The sequence below is a fragment of the Streptomyces sp. NBC_01426 genome (genome assembly GCF_036231985.1).
Taxonomy (GTDB): Bacteria; Actinomycetota; Actinomycetes; order Streptomycetales; family Streptomycetaceae; genus Streptomyces.
This window is the reverse complement of sequence record NZ_CP109500.1, coordinates 2,292,707-2,309,015: the sequence shown is the minus strand read 5'-3', so window position 1 is coordinate 2,309,015 and position 16,309 is coordinate 2,292,707. Positions and strand designations below refer to the sequence as shown.

Below are 16,309 nucleotides of genomic sequence, written 5' to 3'. Positions count from 1 at the left end.
TAAATGGTTCATGCCTGGAAGGGAACGTGATGTTTGCTTCACCCCCACGGGGGATCGAACACTCGTGCGGGCCTGCACTACGCTGTGGAAGCCACGAGGGTGGCGTTGCATCGGCTCTACCAGGCCTCGGTACCCTCTGACCGGCAACCGATGAACCCCTGAGCCCGACCGGGCCAGAAAAGAAATTCAGCGAGGAGCGAACTGCGTGACCGCCGACACGTCCGTGCCTTCCAGCGCGCTGCTGTCCGGAGCAGACCGGGACGGTTCCAACTACACCGCGCGGCACCTGCTCGTCCTCGAGGGCCTCGAGGCCGTCCGCAAGCGTCCCGGGATGTATATCGGGTCCACCGACAGTCGTGGCCTGATGCACTGCCTGTGGGAGATCATCGACAATTCCGTCGACGAGGCCCTGGGTGGCTACTGCGACCACATCGAGGTGATCCTCCACGAGGACTCCTCCGTCGAGGTCCGTGACAACGGCCGCGGCATCCCCGTGGACGTCGAGCCCAAGACGGGCCTGTCCGGCATCGAGGTCGTCATGACCAAGCTGCACGCCGGCGGCAAGTTCGGAGGCGGCTCGTACGCGGCCTCCGGCGGCCTGCACGGCGTCGGCGCCTCCGTGGTCAACGCCCTCTCCGCCCGCCTCGACGTCGAGGTCGACCGCAACAGCTCGACGCACGGCATCAGCTTCCGCCGCGGCGTCCCCGGGATGTTCACGGAGCAGGGGCCCGACAGTCCCTTCGACCCCGCCAACGGCCTGCGCAAGGTCAAGCGGGTCGCCAAGGGCAAGACCGGCACCCGGGTCCGCTACTGGGCCGACCGCCAGATCTTCCTCAAGGACGCCAAGCTCAATCTGGAGACGCTCTACCAGCGCGCCCGCCAGACCGCCTTCCTCGTGCCCGGCCTGACCCTCGTCGTCCGCGACGAGCGCGGCATCGACGGCGCGGGCAAGACCGAGGAGACCTTCCGCTTCGACGGGGGCATCAGCGAGTTCTGCGAGTACCTGGCCCAGGACAAGGCCGTCTGTGACGTGCAGCGCCTGACCGGCACGGGCACCTTCAAGGAGACCGTGCCGGTCCTGGACGACCGCGGCCACATGACCCCCACCGAGGTCACCCGCGAGCTGGGCGTGGACATCGCCCTGCGCTGGGGCACGGGCTACGAGACCAACGTCAAGTCGTTCGTGAACATCATCGCCACCCCCAAGGGCGGCACCCACGTGTCCGGCTTCGAGCGCTCGGTCGCCAAGACCGTGAACGAGGTGCTGCGCTCGGCGAAGCTGCTGCGCGTGGCCGAGGACGACGTGGTCAAGGACGACGCGATGGAGGGCATGACGGCCGTCGTCACCGTCCGCCTCGCCGAGCCGCAGTTCGAGGGCCAGACCAAGGAGGTGCTGGGCACCTCCGCGGCCACCCGCATCGTCTCGGCGGTCGTGGCCAAGGAGCTGAAGGCGTTCCTGACCTCGACCAAGCGGGACGACAAGCAGCAGGCGCGCTCCGTGATGGAGAAGATCGTCGCGGCCGCCCGGACCCGGATCGCCGCACGTCAGCACAAGGAGGCGCAGCGCCGCAAGACGGCCCTGGAGTCCTCCTCGCTGCCGGCGAAGCTGGCCGACTGCCGCAGTGACGACGTGGACCGCAGCGAGCTGTTCATCGTCGAGGGGGACTCGGCGCTCGGCACGGCCAAGCTCGCCCGGAACTCCGAGTTCCAGGCGCTGCTGCCGATCCGGGGCAAGATCCTCAACGTCCAGAAGTCCTCGGTCTCGGACATGCTCAAGAACGCCGAGTGCGGCGCGATCATCCAGGTCATAGGAGCCGGCTCGGGCCGGACCTTCGATCTCGACGCCGCCCGGTACGGCAAGATCGTCCTGCTCGTCGACGCCGATGTGGACGGTGCGCACATCCGCTGCCTGCTGCTCACGCTCTTCCAGCGGTACATGCGGCCGATGGTCGAGGCCGGCCGGGTGTTCGCGGCCGTGCCGCCGCTGCACCGGATCGAGCTCGTCCAGCCGAAGAAGGGCCAGGACAAGTACGTCTACACGTACTCGGACAACGAGCTGCGACAGACGCTGCTGGAGTACCAGCGCAAGAACATCCGCTACAAGGACACCATCCAGCGCTACAAGGGTCTCGGCGAGATGGACGCCGACCAGCTCGCGGAGACCACGATGGACCCCCGGTTCCGCACCCTGCGCCGGATCAACATCGGCGACCTCGACTCGGCCGAGTCGGTCTTCGATCTGCTCATGGGCAACGAGGTGGCCCCGCGCAAGGAGTTCATCACCAGCTCGGCGGCGACGCTGGACCGTTCGCGCATCGACGCCTGAACCGGCCGGCGTCCACTCGCTGAACGCCCTTACACACCAATGCTCTTCACTTCATCACCTGATGGAGTGAAGAGCACCGGTACATCAGTCCGGAAAACATCGATTCCACCCATCCTTGTCCCCACGCGGCCAATGCGGCGGCGGACAAGGAGAGTTCGGTGGAGAAGCACGAAGGTCGTGATGCCGGAACGATCCGGCTCGACGACCCCTGGTACGACGCGTTGGCGGTCGGCTGGGGGGAGGGCGAGGAAGCGGAAACGGTCCCTCCTCGCCCGGCCGCCGGCGACCGGCCCGCATCCGCGTCCGGGGCCTCGGACATCTACCTGGAAGTGCAGCGAAGCGCCGCCTTCCAGGAGGTACGCAGCCGCTACCGGAGGTTCGTCGTGCCCGCGACCGCCGGCTTCTTCCTCTGGTACGTCGCCTACGTGGTCGCGGCGACCGCGGCACCGGGGATCATGGCCCGGCCGGTCGTGGGATCGATCAACGTGGCCCTGCTGGCGGGACTGGGCCAGTTCCTGAGCACGTTCCTCCTCACCTGGGCGTACGCGCGGCACGCGCGGCTGCGCCGTGACCGGGCCGCGCTCGACCTGCGCTGGACCGTATTCGAGCAGGAGCGGGACCAGGAGCGCATCCGGACCTGGGAGGCGGGCCGGTGACCACCGAACACCAGACCCTCGCGCTGATCCTGTTCAGCGTGTTCATCGCGGTCACGCTGGGCATCACCACCTGGGTCAGTCGCAACCGACACGGTTCGGCCGAGGAGTTCTACGCGGGTGGCCGATTGTTCTCCCCGATGGAGAACGGTTTCGCCATCGCGGGCGACTACATGTCCGCGGCCTCCTTCCTCGGCATCTCCGGTCTGATCGCCCTCTTCGGCTACGACGGCCTGCTGTACTCGGTCGGCTTCCTCGTGGCCTGGCTGGTCGTGCTCTTCCTGGTCGCCGAACTGGTCCGCAACTGCGGCCGGTTCACCCTCGCGGACGTGGTCGCCGCCCGGATGAGCGAGCGGCCCGTCCGGATCGCGGCCGGGGCTTCCTCCGTGGTGGTGTCCGTGCTGTACCTCGTCGCGCAAATGGTCGGCGCGGGCAGCCTGGTGGGCCTGCTCCTCGGGAACTCGAGCGCGGGCGCGCGGACGTTGACCGTGGTCGGCGTCGGCGCGTTGATGGTGGTCTACGTGTCCTTCGGAGGGATGCGGGCCACCACCTGGATCCAGATCGTGAAGGCCGTGCTGCTCATGGGCGGCGCCGTCACGCTGACCGTCCTGGTGCTGCTGCGCTTCCACGGGAACTTCGACCAGTTGCTGTCCACCGCCGCCGAACGCAGCGGCCACGGAGCCAAGTTCCTGAACCCCGGCCTCAAGTACGGGGGAGACTGGACCGCCCGCTTCGACTTCATGAGCCTCGGACTCGCCCTGGTGCTGGGCACCGCCGGGCTGCCGCACATCCTGTCGCGCTTCTACACGGTGCCGACGGCGCGTGCGGCGCGACGGTCGGTGGTCTGGGCGATCGGCCTGATCGGCGGCTTCTACCTGATGACCATCGTGCTCGGCTTCGGGGCGGCCGCCCTGCTGGGTCCCGAGCAGGTGCGGGCCTCCAACGCCTCGGGGAACACGGCGGTTCCGCTGCTGGCGGCGTTCCTGGGAGGCGGCGCCGAGAGCACCGGGGGCGCGGTCCTGTTCGCCTTTGTGGCGGCCATCGCCTTCGCGACGATCCTCGCGGTGGTCGCCGGGATTACCCTGGCGTCCTCGGCTTCGGTGGCGCACGACCTGTACGCCTCGCTCAAGCGTCGGCACGCCAAGCAGCGCAGTGAGGTCGCGGTGGCGCGGGTCGCCGCGGTCGGGATCGGTGCGGCGGCGATCGGCCTCGGACTGGTCGCGCAGAACCTGAACGTGGCCTTCCTGGTGGGGTTGGCCTTCGCGGTGGCCGCCTCGGCGAACCTGCCGGTGCTGTTGTACTCGTTGTTCTGGCGGGAGTTCACCACCCGCGGGGCCGTCTGGTCCGTGTACGGGGGACTGGTGCCGGCGGTGCTGCTGGTGGTGCTGTCGCCCGTGGTGTCGGGCAGTCCGGAGTCGCTCTTCCCGGGAGTGGACTTCCAGTACTTCCCGTTGCAGAACCCGGGGATCATCTCGATCCCGCTGGGGTTCCTGGCGGGATGGCTCGGCACGGTCACCTCGACGGAGGAGCCGGACGTCCGCAAGCACGCGGAGACCGAGGTCCGTTCGTTGACGGGCGCCGGGGCGGTGTGACCGCCCGGTCGGTGGTGGCGGTCGCCCGGTTCAGTGCGCGGCGCCGGGGTCGGAGTGGCGCCAGGCGTAGCGGTGTTCCGGGCGGCCCGTCTCTCCGTAGCGCAGGGCGAGGGTGACGCGTCCCGCGCGGTCGAGGAGCTTGAGGTAGCGCTGGGCCGTCTGACGGCTGATGCCGGCGCGATCGGCGATCTGCTGGGTGGAGAGCGGGCCCTCGGCCGTGCGCAGCACCTGGCGGACCAGGTCGGCGGTCGGTGGCGAGTGGCCCTTGGGCAGGTCGTTCGGGGTGCCGGCCGAGGCCAGGGCCCCGAAGATGCGGTCCACTTCGGCCTGTTCCGCCTCTCCTCCGGTCTCCAGGGTGCGTCGCAGGGCGCCGTACGCCTCCAGGCGGGCCCGCAGCCCGGCGAAGGCGAACGGCTTCACCATGTACTGGAGGGCGCCGAGCCGCATGGCGGCCTGCACGGTGGCGAGATCGCGGGCGGCCGTCACCATGATGACGTCGGTGTGGTGGCCCCGTTGGCGCAGCCGCCGGACCAGGTCCAGGCCGTTCTCGTCGGGGAGGTAGTGGTCCAGGAGGATCAGGTCCACGTCGTGTGCGTCCAGGAACGCCATTGCCTCGGCTGCCGAGTGGGCCTGGGCGATCACCCGGAAGCCGGGAACCTTCGCCACGTACGCCGCGTTGATCCGGGCAACACGCATGTCGTCGTCGACGACCAATACGTGAATCGGGGACTCGTTCATCGCAGGGCCTCCGGGAGCACGACGGAGAATTCCGCCCCTCCGTCGGCGCTCTCGCCGGCTCGGACGGTACCGCCCTGTCGCTCCGCGAGGCGACGAACGAGTGCGAGTCCCAGTCCGCGTTCGCGATGGGCCGTGGGCTGTTTCGTCGACCAGCCCTCGGTGAAGATCTCCTCGCGGCGCTCGGCGGGCACGCCGGGTCCGCTGTCCCGGACCATGAGGATCGCCGTACGTCCCTCGGCGCGCAGCTCGACCTCGACCAGCGGGGCGGTCGAGCCGGCGGCGGCGTCGAGGGCGTTGTCCACCAGGTTGCCCGTGATGGTGACGAGGCCGCCGGGGTCCACCACCCGGTCGGGCAGGAGCGTGGAGTGGGCCAGGCGGAGCGGGACGCCACGCTCCGCGGCCACGGTCGCCTTCCCGACCAGCAGGGCCGCCAGCAGTGGGTCCCGGACCTTCTCGGTGACCTGCTCCGAGGTGCTGCGGTGGACCCCGACGACCTCGGTCACGAACTCCACGGCCTCCTCGTACAGGTCGAGCTCCAGGAGACCGAGCAGGGTGTGGAGCCGGTTCGCGTGCTCGTGGTCCTGGGCGCGCAGGGCGTCGATCAGGCCGCGCGTGGAGTCCAGCTCACGCCCGAGGTGTTCCAGTTCGGTGCGGTCGCGCAGGGTGGCGACGGCTCCGCCGTCGTCGGTGGGCATCCGGTTGGCCACCAGGACGCGGGGCCCCTGGACGGTGAGCAGGTCCCTTCCGTCGACCCGGCCCGCGAGGACGTCGGTGGTGCGGCCCGCGCCGAGCACCTCGTCCAGCGCGCGTCCGGCGACGGTGCCCGAGGTGGCGGGGTCGAGGCCCAGCAGCCGGGCGGCCTCGTCGTTGACCAGCCGGATCCGTCCGTGCCGGTCGAGGGCGATCACGCCCTCGCGGATGGAGTGCAGCATCGCCTCGCGCTCCGCGAGGAGGCCGGCGATGTCGGAGAAGGCCAGGTCGCGGGTCTGCCGCTGGATCCGGCGGGAGAGCAGGTAGGCGGCCAGGGCGCCCGCGGCCAGGGCGCCGCCCGCGTAGGCGAGGAGGCCGGGGATGGCTCCCAGTAGCCGGTCGCGGACGCTGTCGTAGGCGATGCCCACGGAGACCGCGCCGACGATCTCCCCGTCGGCGGCCAGGAGCGGGACCTTGCCGCGGGCGGAGCGGCCCAGGGTGCCGTCGTCGATCTCCATGACCTCGCGGCCCGCCAGGGCGTCGCCGGGGTCCGTGGAGACGGTCAGGCCGATCCGCCCGGGGTCGGGGTGGGAGCGTCGGATGCCCCGGAGGTCGACGACGACCACGTACTCGGCGCCGGTGGCGCTGCGGATCCGTTCGGCGGCGGACTGCACGGGGCCGTCGCGATCCGGCCCCGAGTGGAGGAGGTCGGCGGCCAGCGAGGGGTCGGCGGCGGCGCTCTGGGCGATCGCCAGGGCGCGCCGCATGGCCTGGTCGTCCAGTTGCGCACCGAGCGGCGCCAGGAAGAGACCGGTGGCCAGCACCAGTACACCGGCCGCGATGGCGAGCTGGGTCAGCAGGATCTGGGAGACGGCCCTTCTGGGCAGCCCGAGGCGCCGAGCGCTCATGTGGGGGAACCGCATGACCAGCAACCGTAGGTCGGCTTCGGCCTAAGCGGAATTCTCCTGGGAACGCAAATCCCTTGCGCTATTTGCGCCCAGCTTGCGCAAGCGATGACGGCACAAAAGTGCGGTCAGAGGAGTAGACGACTCGCCAAAGCTCTGCAACTCTCGCACGGCAGAACGCAAGTTCCTGTCTCACCTGGTTCAGAAAACTCATGTCGAGGGACGAGGGCATATGAGAAGGCTCAACTGGAGATGGCGGGTCCTGGCCGCCCTCCTCAGCACCGCGCTGATGATGATCACCTGGCCCGCCCTGACCGCCGCGGCCGCCGGCGGTCCGAGCATCGCCGCGGGCAGGCCCGCGGCCGCGAGCAGCACCAACGGCTCCTACACCGCCGCCAACGCCACCGACGGCAACCAGTCCACGTACTGGGAGAGCGCCGGCGGCACCTTCCCGCAGTGGGTGCAGACCGACCTGGGGGCCACCACCCGCATCGACCAGGTCGTGCTCAAACTGCCCGCCGCCTGGGAGAGCCGCAGCCAGACCCTGTCCGTCCAGGGCAGCGCCGACGGCACCGGTTTCGCCACCCTGGTGAACTCCGCCACCTACACCTTCGGCCAGGGCAGCGGGAACACGGTGACCATCACCCTCCCGGCCACCCAGACCCGGTTCGTCCGGATCGCCATCACGGCGAACTCCGGCTGGCAGGCCGCCCAGCTCTCCGAGCTGGAGGTGCGCGCGCCCGGCGAGTCCTCCGTCAACCTGGCGCTCGGGAAGACCCTCACCGCGAGCAGCAACACCCAGGTGTACGTGCCGGCCAACGCCAACGACGGCGACACGGCCAGCTACTGGGAGAGCGTCAACGACGCGATGCCCCAGTGGATCAAGGCCGACCTCGGCGCCTCGGTACGCGTCGACCGCGTGGTGCTGCGCCTGCCCGAGAACTGGGGCGCGCGCACCCAGACCCTGAAGATCCAGGGCAGCGCCAACGGCTCGGACTACACCGACCTGACCGCCTCCAAGGTGTACGAGTTCAACGCCGCGGGCGGCAACGCCGTCACCCTCTCCTTCGACGCAGCCACCACCCGCCACCTGCGCGTGTGGATATCGGCGAACTCCGTACAGCCCGGCGGGCAGCTCTCCGAGCTGGAGATCTATGGTCCGCAGAGCGGCGACACCCAGGCGCCCGCCGCCCCCACCGAGCTGGCCTACACGGAGCCGGCCACCGGCCAGATCAAGCTGACCTGGAAGGCGGCCACCGACAACGTGGCCGTCACCGGCTACGACGTCTACGCCAACAACCAACTGCGCACGAGCGTCGCCGCCAACGTCACCACCTACACGGACACCCAGCCGACCGGCGCGAACGTCACCTACCACGTCCGGGCCAAGGACGCCGCCGGCAACCAGTCGCCGAACAGCAACACGGTCACCCGCGCCGGGGGCACCGGGGACACCCAGGCCCCGACCTCCCCGGGCGCGCTGACGCTCACCGAGCCGGCCGCCGACCAGGTCAAGCTGGCCTGGCAGTCCTCCACCGACAACGTGGCCGTCACCGGCTACGAGGTGTACGCGAACAACGTGCTGCGCGCGACGGTCGCGGGCAACGTCACCACCTACACGGACACCCAGCCGGCGAGTGCCACCGTCAGCTACTTCGTCCGGGCCAAGGACGCGGCAGGCAACCGCTCGGGCGACAGCAACACCGTGATCCGCAACGGCAGCGGAGGCGGTGGTTCCAACCTGGCCGTGGGCAAATCCATCACCGGTTCCTCCGTCATCCACACCTTCGTCGCGGAGAACGCCAACGACAACAGCACCAGCACCTACTGGGAGGGCGCGGCCGGGGCCTACCCGAGCACGCTGACGGTCAGGCTCGGCGCCGACGCCGACGTCGACCGACTGGTCCTCAAGATCAACCCGGACAGCGCCTGGGGCACCCGTACCCAGAACATCCAGGTCCTCGGTCGGGAGCAGGGCGCCTCCGGGTTCACCGTCCTGGTCGCCGCGAAGGACTACACCTTCAACCCGGCGTCCGGCGGCAACACGGTCTCCATCCCGGTGGGTTCCCGCATCGCCGACGTCCAGTTGCGCTTCACCTCCAACACCGGCTCCGGGAACGGCCAGATCGCGGAGTTCCAGGTCATCGGCGTTCCCGCGCCCAATCCCGACCTGGAGATCACCGGTCTGGGCGCCACCCCGGCCACGCCGGTGGAATCGGACCCGGTGACCCTGACGGCCAACGTCAAGAACAGCGGGCCTGCCCCGGCCGCCGCCACCGCCGTCACCTTCCGGCTCGGCGGCACGACGGTCGGTACGGCCTCCGTGCCCGCGCTCGCCGCCGGTGCCACGGCCACCGTCGCCGCCGGGATCGGCGCGCGGGACGCGGGGACGTACCCGCTCGGCGCGGTCGTCGACGAGGCGAACACGGTCATCGAGCAGAACGACACCAACAACACCTTCACCGGGACCCCGCTCGTCGTCCGCCCGGTGGACAGCTCCGACCTGGTGGCTTCCGCCGTCACCTGGTCGCCGGGCTCCCCGTCCGCCGGTCAGAGCGTGAACTTCACCGTCACGGTCAGGAACCAGGGCTCCGCCGCGGCGGCCGCCGGCGCGCACGGCGTCACCCTCACCCTTCAGGACGCGGGCGGCGCGACCGTCCGTACGCTGACGGGAACCTTCAACGGCGCCCTCGCGCCCGGCGCGTCCTCGGCGCCGATCGCGCTCGGGAGTTGGCCGGCGGCGAACGGCAAGTACACCGTCAAGGTGGTCCTCGCCGACGACTCCAACGAACTGCCGGTCAAGCGCGCCAACAACACCTCCACCCAGTCCTTCTTCGTCGGTCGCGGGGCGAACATGCCCTTCGACACCTACGAGGCCGAGGACGGCGCGGTCGGCGGCGGGGCGAGCGTCGTCGGGCCCAACCGGACCGTTGGCGACATCGCGGGCGAGGCCTCGGGCCGCAAGGCGGTCAACCTCGACGCGACCGGGGAGTACGTGGAGTTCACCACTCGGGCGGCCACCAACACCCTGGTCACGCGCTTCTCGATCCCCGACGCACCGGGCGGCGGCGGCATCGACTCCACGATCAACGTGTACGTCAACGGCACCCTCAAGAAGGCCCTGCCGCTGACCTCCAAGTACGCCTGGCTGTACGGCGCCGAGGCCTCCCCGGGCAACTCGCCGGGCTCCGGCGCCCCGCGCCACATCTACGACGAGGCGAACATCCTGCTGGGCGAGACCGTCCCGGCCGGCAGCAGGATCCGCCTCCAGAAGGACGCGGCCAACACCGGCACGTACGCGATCGACTTCGTCAGCCTGGAGCAGGCCGCGGCGATCGCCAACCCGGACCCGGCGACGTACACCGTGCCCGCCGGCCTCACCCACCAGGACGTGCAGAACGCCCTGGACAAGGTCCGGATGGACACCACCGGCAAGCTCGTCGGCGTCTACCTGCCGCCGGGCGACTACCAGACGGCCTCCAAGTTCCAGGTGTACGGCAAGGCCGTGCAGGTCGTCGGCGCCGGACCGTGGTTCACCCGCTTCCAGGCCCCCTCGTCCCAGGACAACACCGACATCGGCTGGCGGGCGGAGGGCACGGCGAAGGGCTCGTCCTTCTCGGGCTTCGCCTACTTCGGCAACTACACCTCGCGCATCGACGGCCCGGGCAAGGTCTTCGACTTCGCGAACGTCTCCGACATCACCATCGACAACATCTGGAACGAGCACATGGTGTGCCTCTACTGGGGCGCCAACACCGACCGGATCACCATCAAGAACTCCCGGATCCGTGACATGTTCGCCGACGGCATCAACATGACCAACGGCAGCACGGACAACCTCGTGACCAACAACGAGGCGCGGGCCACGGGCGACGACAGCTTCGCGCTGTTCTCCGCGATCGACGCGGGCGGCGCGGACATGAAGAACAACGTCTACGAGAACCTGACCACGATCCTGACCTGGCGGGCGGCCGGCGTCGCCGTCTACGGCGGCTTCAACAACACCTTCCGCAACATCCACATCGCGGACACGCTCGTCTACTCCGGGATCACCATCAGCTCCCTGGACTTCGGGTATCCGATGAACGGCTTCGGGACCGATCCGACGACCTTCGAGAACATCTCGATCGTCCGCTCCGGCGGCCACTTCTGGGGAGCGCAGACCTTCCCCGGGATCTGGGTCTTCTCGGCCTCGAAGGTGTTCCAGGGCATCAGGATCAACAACGTCGACATCGTCGATCCGACCTACAGCGGAATCATGTTCCAGACCCAGTACGTGGGAGGCCAACCGGTCAATCCGATCAAGGACACCATCCTCAAGGACATCACCATCACCGGGGCGAAGAAGAGCGGCGACGCCTTCGACGCCACGTCGGGCTTCGGACTCTGGGCGAACGAGATGCCCGAGGCGGGCCAGGGACCGGCGGTCGGCGAGGTCACGATCCAGAACCTGCGCATGAACGACAACGCCGTGGACGTGCGGAACACGACCTCGACGTTCAGGATCAACCGGCTGCCGTAGCGGGCGGCGCATCGGTGGGCGGGGCGTTCCCTCGGGGCGCCCCGCCCGTCCGGGCACGTGCGCGGCCCCGTCCCCGGCTCGGCGTCACCGGGGGGCGGTGTGGCGCACGAGTGCCGGGATCACCGTGTCCCAGACCTCCGGTACGGGCATCTGGTGGCCCATCCCGGCGAGCGGGACGAGCGTGGCGCCGGGGATCTCGTGGGCCAGGGCCTCGGCGTGACCGTAGGGGAAGAGCGGGTCGTGCGTGCCGTGCAGGACCAGCGTCGGCGCGGCGATCTCACCGAGGCGGGCCCGAACGGGCTCGCCCCCCTCGACGCTCCAGTGGTTGGACGCGGCGGCCGGCACGGGGCTGCGGTCGTACGCGCGCCCGGCGGTGGCGCGCAGGCGCTCCTCGTCCACCGGGATGAGACCCGCGAAGGCGTGCTCGCCCGCGAGGAAGTACGCGATGACCGCGTCGCGGTCGGCCCAGTCGGGAGCGGGCCGGGGCTCGGCGAACCATCGGGCCAGGGCTTCGCTCACGGGCGGCAGATCAGGCCTGCCGGGACCGCCGGGGCCGTCAGGGCTGGTGGACATCAGGGTCAGCGTGACGACGCGCCGGGGGTGCAGGACGGCCAGACGCTGCGCGAGTGCGCCGCCCATGGAGACGCCGACGACATGGGCCGCGGCGACGCCGTGGGCGTCGAGGACACCGAGGGCGTCGAGGACACCGAGGGCGTCGAGGAGGAGATCATCCCCGGTGTACGGGGGCTCGCCGATGGGGAAGACGGTGGAGCGCCCGGTGTCGCGGGTGTCGTAGCGGATGACGTGGCGGCCGGCGGCGCCGAGCCGGGCGACGAACTCCTCGTCCCACCAGTCCATGGTGGCCTCGGCGCCCGAGACGAGGAGCACCGTCGGGTCGGTCGCGTCGCCGAAGGCCTGCGTGGCGAGGGTGACGCCGTTGGTGTGGACGGCCTTCTCGGGCGGGGTCATGGCCGTTCCTCCTGCGGTCGCGGGGATGCGGGGGGCTCTGCCGCCAGTGTGCTCCGAGGCCCCGGCCGCATCGTGGAGCCCGCCCGGCGCGCGTGGTGCGGCGCGAGCGGTACGGGCGTACGGGGCCTTCCCAGGCGGGGCCCGCATGACCCAAACTGGCCGTAAGGGAACTGCAAGCGACTTGCATTCCTTGCGCTACTCTTGCGCTCATGACGCGACGACTTGCTCAAGTGGCGAAGAAGGTGGGAGTCAGCGAGGCAACGGTCAGCCGGGTGCTCAACGGCAAGCCGGGCGTCTCGGAGGCGACCCGACAGTCCGTGCTCACCGCTCTCGACGTGCTCGGCTACGAGCGCCCCACCCAGTTGCGCGGCGAGCGCGCCCGGCTGGTCGGGTTGGTGCTGCCCGAGCTCCAGAACCCCATCTTCCCGGCCTTCGCCGAGGTCATCGGGGGTGCGCTGGCGCAGCAGGGGCTGACCCCGGTGCTGTGTACGCAGACCACCGGCGGGGTCTCCGAGGCCGACTACGTGGAACTCCTGCTCCAGCAGCAGGTGTCGGGCGTGGTCTTCGCCGGCGGGCTCTTCGCGCAGGCCGACGCCCCGCACGAGCACTACCGGCTGCTGTCCGAGCGCAAGGTCCCGGTGGTGCTGATCAACGCCTCCATCGAGGACCTCGGTTTCCCGTGCGTGGCCTGCGACGACGCCGTCGCCGTCGAGCAGGCCTGGCGGCACCTGGCCTCCCTGGGTCACGAACGCATCGGGCTCGTGCTGGGCCCGCCCGACCACATGCCCTCGCTGCGCAAGCTGGTGGCCGCCCAGGCCGTGGTCGCCGCGGCGGGTGCCGAACTGCCGGCCGCCCACGTGGAGCGGACCCTGTTCTCCCTGGAGGGCGGGCACGCGGCCGCCTCCCGTCTGCTGGACCGCGGGGTCACCGGCATCATCTGCGCGAGCGACCCCCTGGCCCTGGGCGCCGTGCGGGCAGCGCGTCGCCGGGGGCTGGACGTGCCCCGGGAGATCTCCGTGGTCGGCTACGACGACTCGGCGTTCATGAACTGCACCGAGCCCCCGCTGACCACCGTCCGGCAGCCCATCGAGGCCATGGGGCGGGCCGCCGTGGAACTGCTCACCGCCCAGATCCAGGGAGCCGCCGTACAGCCCGGCGAGCTGCTCTTCGAGCCGGAGCTGGTGGTCCGCGGGTCCACCGCGCAGGCGCCCCGCAGGTAGCCCGTACCGCTTCCTCGTGCTCCACCGAGGGCTCCGGAACGTCCCATGGACGTTCCGGAGCCCTTTTTGCGTCCCGTGTCCGAGCTGTCGGACATCCCAATGTCAGTTCCTTACGAAATCTGCGCGAGATATTGCGTTCATCTGTGGGCGGTGGTTGAGTGTGCCCCGCTCGCCCCCACGCCTCCTGTTCGATGCTCGAAGGGGACCACCGATGAGAACCCACGTCCGCCGCAACGTCGCGGCCGCCCTCGTCTCCGCGCTTGCCGTCACCGCCCTCGCGGCGTGCGGTACGAGCAGCAGCGGCGACGACCCGAAGCCGCAGCCGAGTGGCGGTGTCGCCGACGTCTCCGCCCCGCTCGACCCGAAGGCCAAGGTCACCCTCTCCATCGACTGCATGCCGCCCGCGGCGAAGGCGGCGGAGCTCAAGGAGTGGAAGGAGGACGTGGCGGAGTTCAACAAGACGTACCCGAACGTCACCGTCGAGGGTCGCTCGACGCCCGGCCAGTGCCTGGAGCCCCCGCGCTTCACCGCGATGCTCAAGGCCAAGTCCCAACCGGACGTCTTCTACGCCTACTTCACCGACCTGAAGCAGGTGCTCGACAACGACGGGGCCGAGGACATCACGGCGTACGTGACCCCCGAGACGGTCCCCGCGTTCGCCGACATCGACAAGAACGTCCTGAACGTCCTCAAGAGCGACGGCAAGCTGTACGGCCTCCCCACCAGCAACTACACGATGGGCCTGCTCGTCAACCGCAAGCTCTTCCAGCAGGCCGGCCTGAACCCCGACACCCCGCCGCGCACCTGGGACGAGGTCCGCGCCACCGCGAAGAAGATCGCGGCCCTCGGCAACGGGGTCGCCGGCTACGGCGAGTACAGCGTGGAGAACACCGGTGGCTGGCACTACACGGCCGCCATGTACGGGCTGGGCGGCGACATCGTCGGCGCCGACGGCAAGGCCGCGTTCAACAACGCCACGGGCCGGCAGATCGTCGACAACCTCCACGCCATGCGCTGGGAGGACGACAGCATGGGCAAGACCCAGCTGCTCAAGTGGGGCGACCTGCAGAAGCAGATGGCCTCGGACAAGCTCGGCATGTTCCTCGCCGCACCCGATGACATCACCTACATGGTCCAGCAACTCGGCGCCACGTACGAGAACTTCGGCATGGGGCCGATACCCGGTGGCGCGTCCACGCTCGCCGGCGGCAACGGCTACATGATCAAGAAGGGCAGCTCGCCCGACAAGGTCAAGGCGGCCGTCGCCTGGCTGAACTTCAAGACCCTCGCGGTCGGCAAGGGCCAGTTCCAGTACGACCGCAGCAAGGCCGACGGCCTGCCGGTCGGACTCCCGCAGCCGGCCTTCTTCACCGGCGCGAGCAAGGCCAAGGACGACGGGCTGAAGGCGGCGAGCGCCACCATGCCGGTCGCCAACTTCAAGCCCTTCCTGGACAACCCGGTGCCCGGCAAGGCGGAGCCGCCGAAGGCCCAGGAGGTCTACAAGGTCCTCGACAAGGTGATGTCGGGGGTGCTCACGAACAAGGGCGCGGACGCGGCCCAGTTGCTGGGCGAGGCCGAGAAGGCGGTCAACCAGGTACTGGCCAACCAGTGACGGCCCCGGGCGGCGCCGGGTGAACCTCCCCGGCCCGGCACCGCCCGCCCGGCCCCCGGCCCCGCGTATCGATGGCGACGACCCACCAAGGAGCGAGCGGCGATGTCGGCCCCCACCCTGCCCGGATCCACCGGGAAGACCGCCGGACCCCGGAACCCGGGAACCCGGACCCGTGAGTCCCGCACCGACGGACCCTCGCGCGACGCGTTCCGCCGGGCGGTCAAGCGGAACCTCACGGCCCACGGCTTCCTGATCGGCGCCGTCCTCTGCTTCTCCTTCTTCTCCTGGTACCCGATGGTCCGGGAGTTCCTGCTGGCCTTCCAGAAGACGGAGGGCGGCGCCACCCGCTGGGTGGGCTGGGACAACTTCACCTACGTCTTCAACGATCCGAGTTTCTGGCAGGCCTGGCGCAACACCCTGCTCTTCACGGGGCTCGCCCTGGTCTTCGGCTTCGCCGTCCCCTTCGTGGTCGCCGTCGTCCTCAACGAGTTCCGGCACGCACAGGGCTATCTGCGCATGCTGGTCTACCTCCCGGTGATGATGCCCCCGGTGGCCTCGATCCTGCTGTTCAAGTACTTCTACGACCCGGGCTACGGCCTCTTCAACAGGGTGCTGGAGTTCCTGCACCTGCCGGCGCAGGACTGGCTCCAGTCCACCGACACCGCGATGCTCTCCGTGGTGCTCGCCTCGACGTGGATGAACATGGGCGGCGCGACCCTGATCTACCTGGCCGCGCTCCAGGGCATCCCCGGAGAGCTCTACGAGGCGGCCGAACTCGACGGGGCGGGACTGCTGCGCAAGGTCTGGCACATCACGATCCCGCAGACCCGACTCATCCTCTCCCTCCTGTTGCTGATGCAGATCATCGCGACGATGCAGGTGTTCGTCGAACCGTTCCTGCTCACTGGTGGCGCCGGACCGGAGGGCTCGACCACCACCGTGGTCGTCCTCATCTACCAGTACGCCTTCAACTTCAACCAGTACGGCGGCGCGGCGGCCCTGGGGCTGTGCCTGCTCGTCCTGCTCGCGGGCTTCTCCGCGCTGTACGTCCGCCTCAGCCGCGACAACGAGAGCTGACCTGG

Annotated in this window: 10 protein-coding genes; 7 read left to right on the top strand and 3 right to left on the bottom strand. The window is 69.9% G+C overall.

Annotation, left to right across the window (positions count from 1 at the left end; genetic code table 11):
• Nucleotides 1-205: 205 nt before the first annotated feature.
• The 3 genes from OG906_RS09955 (at nt 206) to OG906_RS09945 (ending at nt 4,571) form a co-directional block, all read left to right on the top strand.
• Entirely contained in the window at nt 206-2,326 is a 2,121-nt protein-coding gene (locus OG906_RS09955; RefSeq protein WP_329441874.1) for a DNA gyrase/topoisomerase IV subunit B, read from the top strand.
• Nucleotides 2,327-2,484: 158 nt separating this feature from the next.
• Nucleotides 2,485-2,982 (top strand): DUF485 domain-containing protein, encoded by a 498-nt coding sequence (locus tag OG906_RS09950; protein ID WP_329441872.1) that lies wholly within the window; start codon nt 2,485-2,487, stop codon nt 2,980-2,982.
• Nucleotides 2,979-4,571 (top strand): solute symporter family protein, encoded by a 1,593-nt coding sequence (locus tag OG906_RS09945; RefSeq protein WP_329441871.1) that lies wholly within the window; start codon nt 2,979-2,981, stop codon nt 4,569-4,571. Before OG906_RS09950 ends, OG906_RS09945 begins: the two co-directional genes overlap by 4 nt.
• A 30-nt stretch (nt 4,572-4,601) precedes the next feature.
• On the opposite strand, the gene OG906_RS09940 is transcribed toward OG906_RS09945, so the two are convergent.
• Together OG906_RS09940 and OG906_RS09935 are read right to left on the bottom strand one after the other, a co-directional pair.
• On the bottom strand, nt 4,602-5,309 hold the full coding sequence (locus tag OG906_RS09940) for a DUF7342 family protein (protein ID WP_329441869.1): 708 nt from the start codon (nt 5,307-5,309) through the stop codon (nt 4,602-4,604).
• Nucleotides 5,306-6,907 carry a sensor histidine kinase gene (locus OG906_RS09935; protein WP_329441867.1) on the bottom strand — a complete coding sequence of 534 codons (1,602 nt, stop codon included), beginning with the start codon at nt 6,905-6,907 and terminating at the stop codon, nt 5,306-5,308. The genes OG906_RS09940 and OG906_RS09935 overlap by 4 nt, the downstream gene beginning before the upstream one ends.
• A gap of 229 nt (nt 6,908-7,136) precedes the next feature.
• On the opposite strand from OG906_RS09935, the gene OG906_RS09930 reads away from it, so the two are divergent.
• A complete protein-coding gene (locus tag OG906_RS09930) occupies nt 7,137-11,426 on the top strand; it encodes a discoidin domain-containing protein (protein ID WP_329441865.1) in 4,290 nt (1,429 codons plus the stop codon).
• Between the two features lie 84 nt (nt 11,427-11,510).
• Here OG906_RS09930 and OG906_RS09925 read toward each other — a convergent pair whose 3' ends face one another.
• Nucleotides 11,511-12,395, bottom strand: coding sequence for an alpha/beta fold hydrolase (locus OG906_RS09925; RefSeq protein ID WP_329441863.1), 885 nt, complete (start codon nt 12,393-12,395; stop codon nt 11,511-11,513).
• A 209-nt stretch (nt 12,396-12,604) separates the two neighbouring features.
• On the opposite strand from OG906_RS09925, the gene OG906_RS09920 reads away from it, so the two are divergent.
• The 3 genes from OG906_RS09920 to OG906_RS09910 all read left to right on the top strand — a co-directional run bounded on the left by OG906_RS09920 (nt 12,605) and on the right by OG906_RS09910 (nt 16,304).
• Complete coding sequence (locus OG906_RS09920) at nt 12,605-13,615, top strand: LacI family DNA-binding transcriptional regulator (RefSeq protein ID WP_329441861.1); 1,011 nt, start codon at nt 12,605-12,607, stop codon at nt 13,613-13,615.
• Nucleotides 13,616-13,826: 211 nt separating this feature from the next.
• Entirely contained in the window at nt 13,827-15,227 is a 1,401-nt protein-coding gene (locus OG906_RS09915) for an ABC transporter substrate-binding protein (protein WP_329441859.1), read from the top strand.
• A 102-nt stretch (nt 15,228-15,329) separates the two neighbouring features.
• A complete protein-coding gene (locus tag OG906_RS09910; protein WP_329441858.1) occupies nt 15,330-16,304 on the top strand; it encodes a carbohydrate ABC transporter permease in 975 nt (324 codons plus the stop codon).
• The last annotated feature ends 5 nt before the right edge of the window (nt 16,305-16,309 follow it).

Excerpts from the sequence above, each read along its gene's own strand:
- OG906_RS09940 (WP_329441869.1), bottom strand. The coding sequence starts at position 5,309 with ATGAACGAGTCCCCGATTCACGTATTGGTCGTCGACGACGACATGCGT.
- OG906_RS09935 (WP_329441867.1), bottom strand. The coding sequence starts at position 6,907 with ATGAGCGCTCGGCGCCTCGGGCTGCCCAGAAGGGCCGTCTCCCAGATC.
- OG906_RS09930 (WP_329441865.1), top strand. The coding sequence starts at position 7,137 with ATGAGAAGGCTCAACTGGAGATGGCGGGTCCTGGCCGCCCTCCTCAGC.
- OG906_RS09925 (WP_329441863.1), bottom strand. The coding sequence starts at position 12,395 with ATGACCCCGCCCGAGAAGGCCGTCCACACCAACGGCGTCACCCTCGCC.
- OG906_RS09920 (WP_329441861.1), top strand. The coding sequence starts at position 12,605 with ATGACGCGACGACTTGCTCAAGTGGCGAAGAAGGTGGGAGTCAGCGAG.
- OG906_RS09915 (WP_329441859.1), top strand. The coding sequence starts at position 13,827 with ATGAGAACCCACGTCCGCCGCAACGTCGCGGCCGCCCTCGTCTCCGCG.
- OG906_RS09910 (WP_329441858.1), top strand. The coding sequence starts at position 15,330 with ATGTCGGCCCCCACCCTGCCCGGATCCACCGGGAAGACCGCCGGACCC.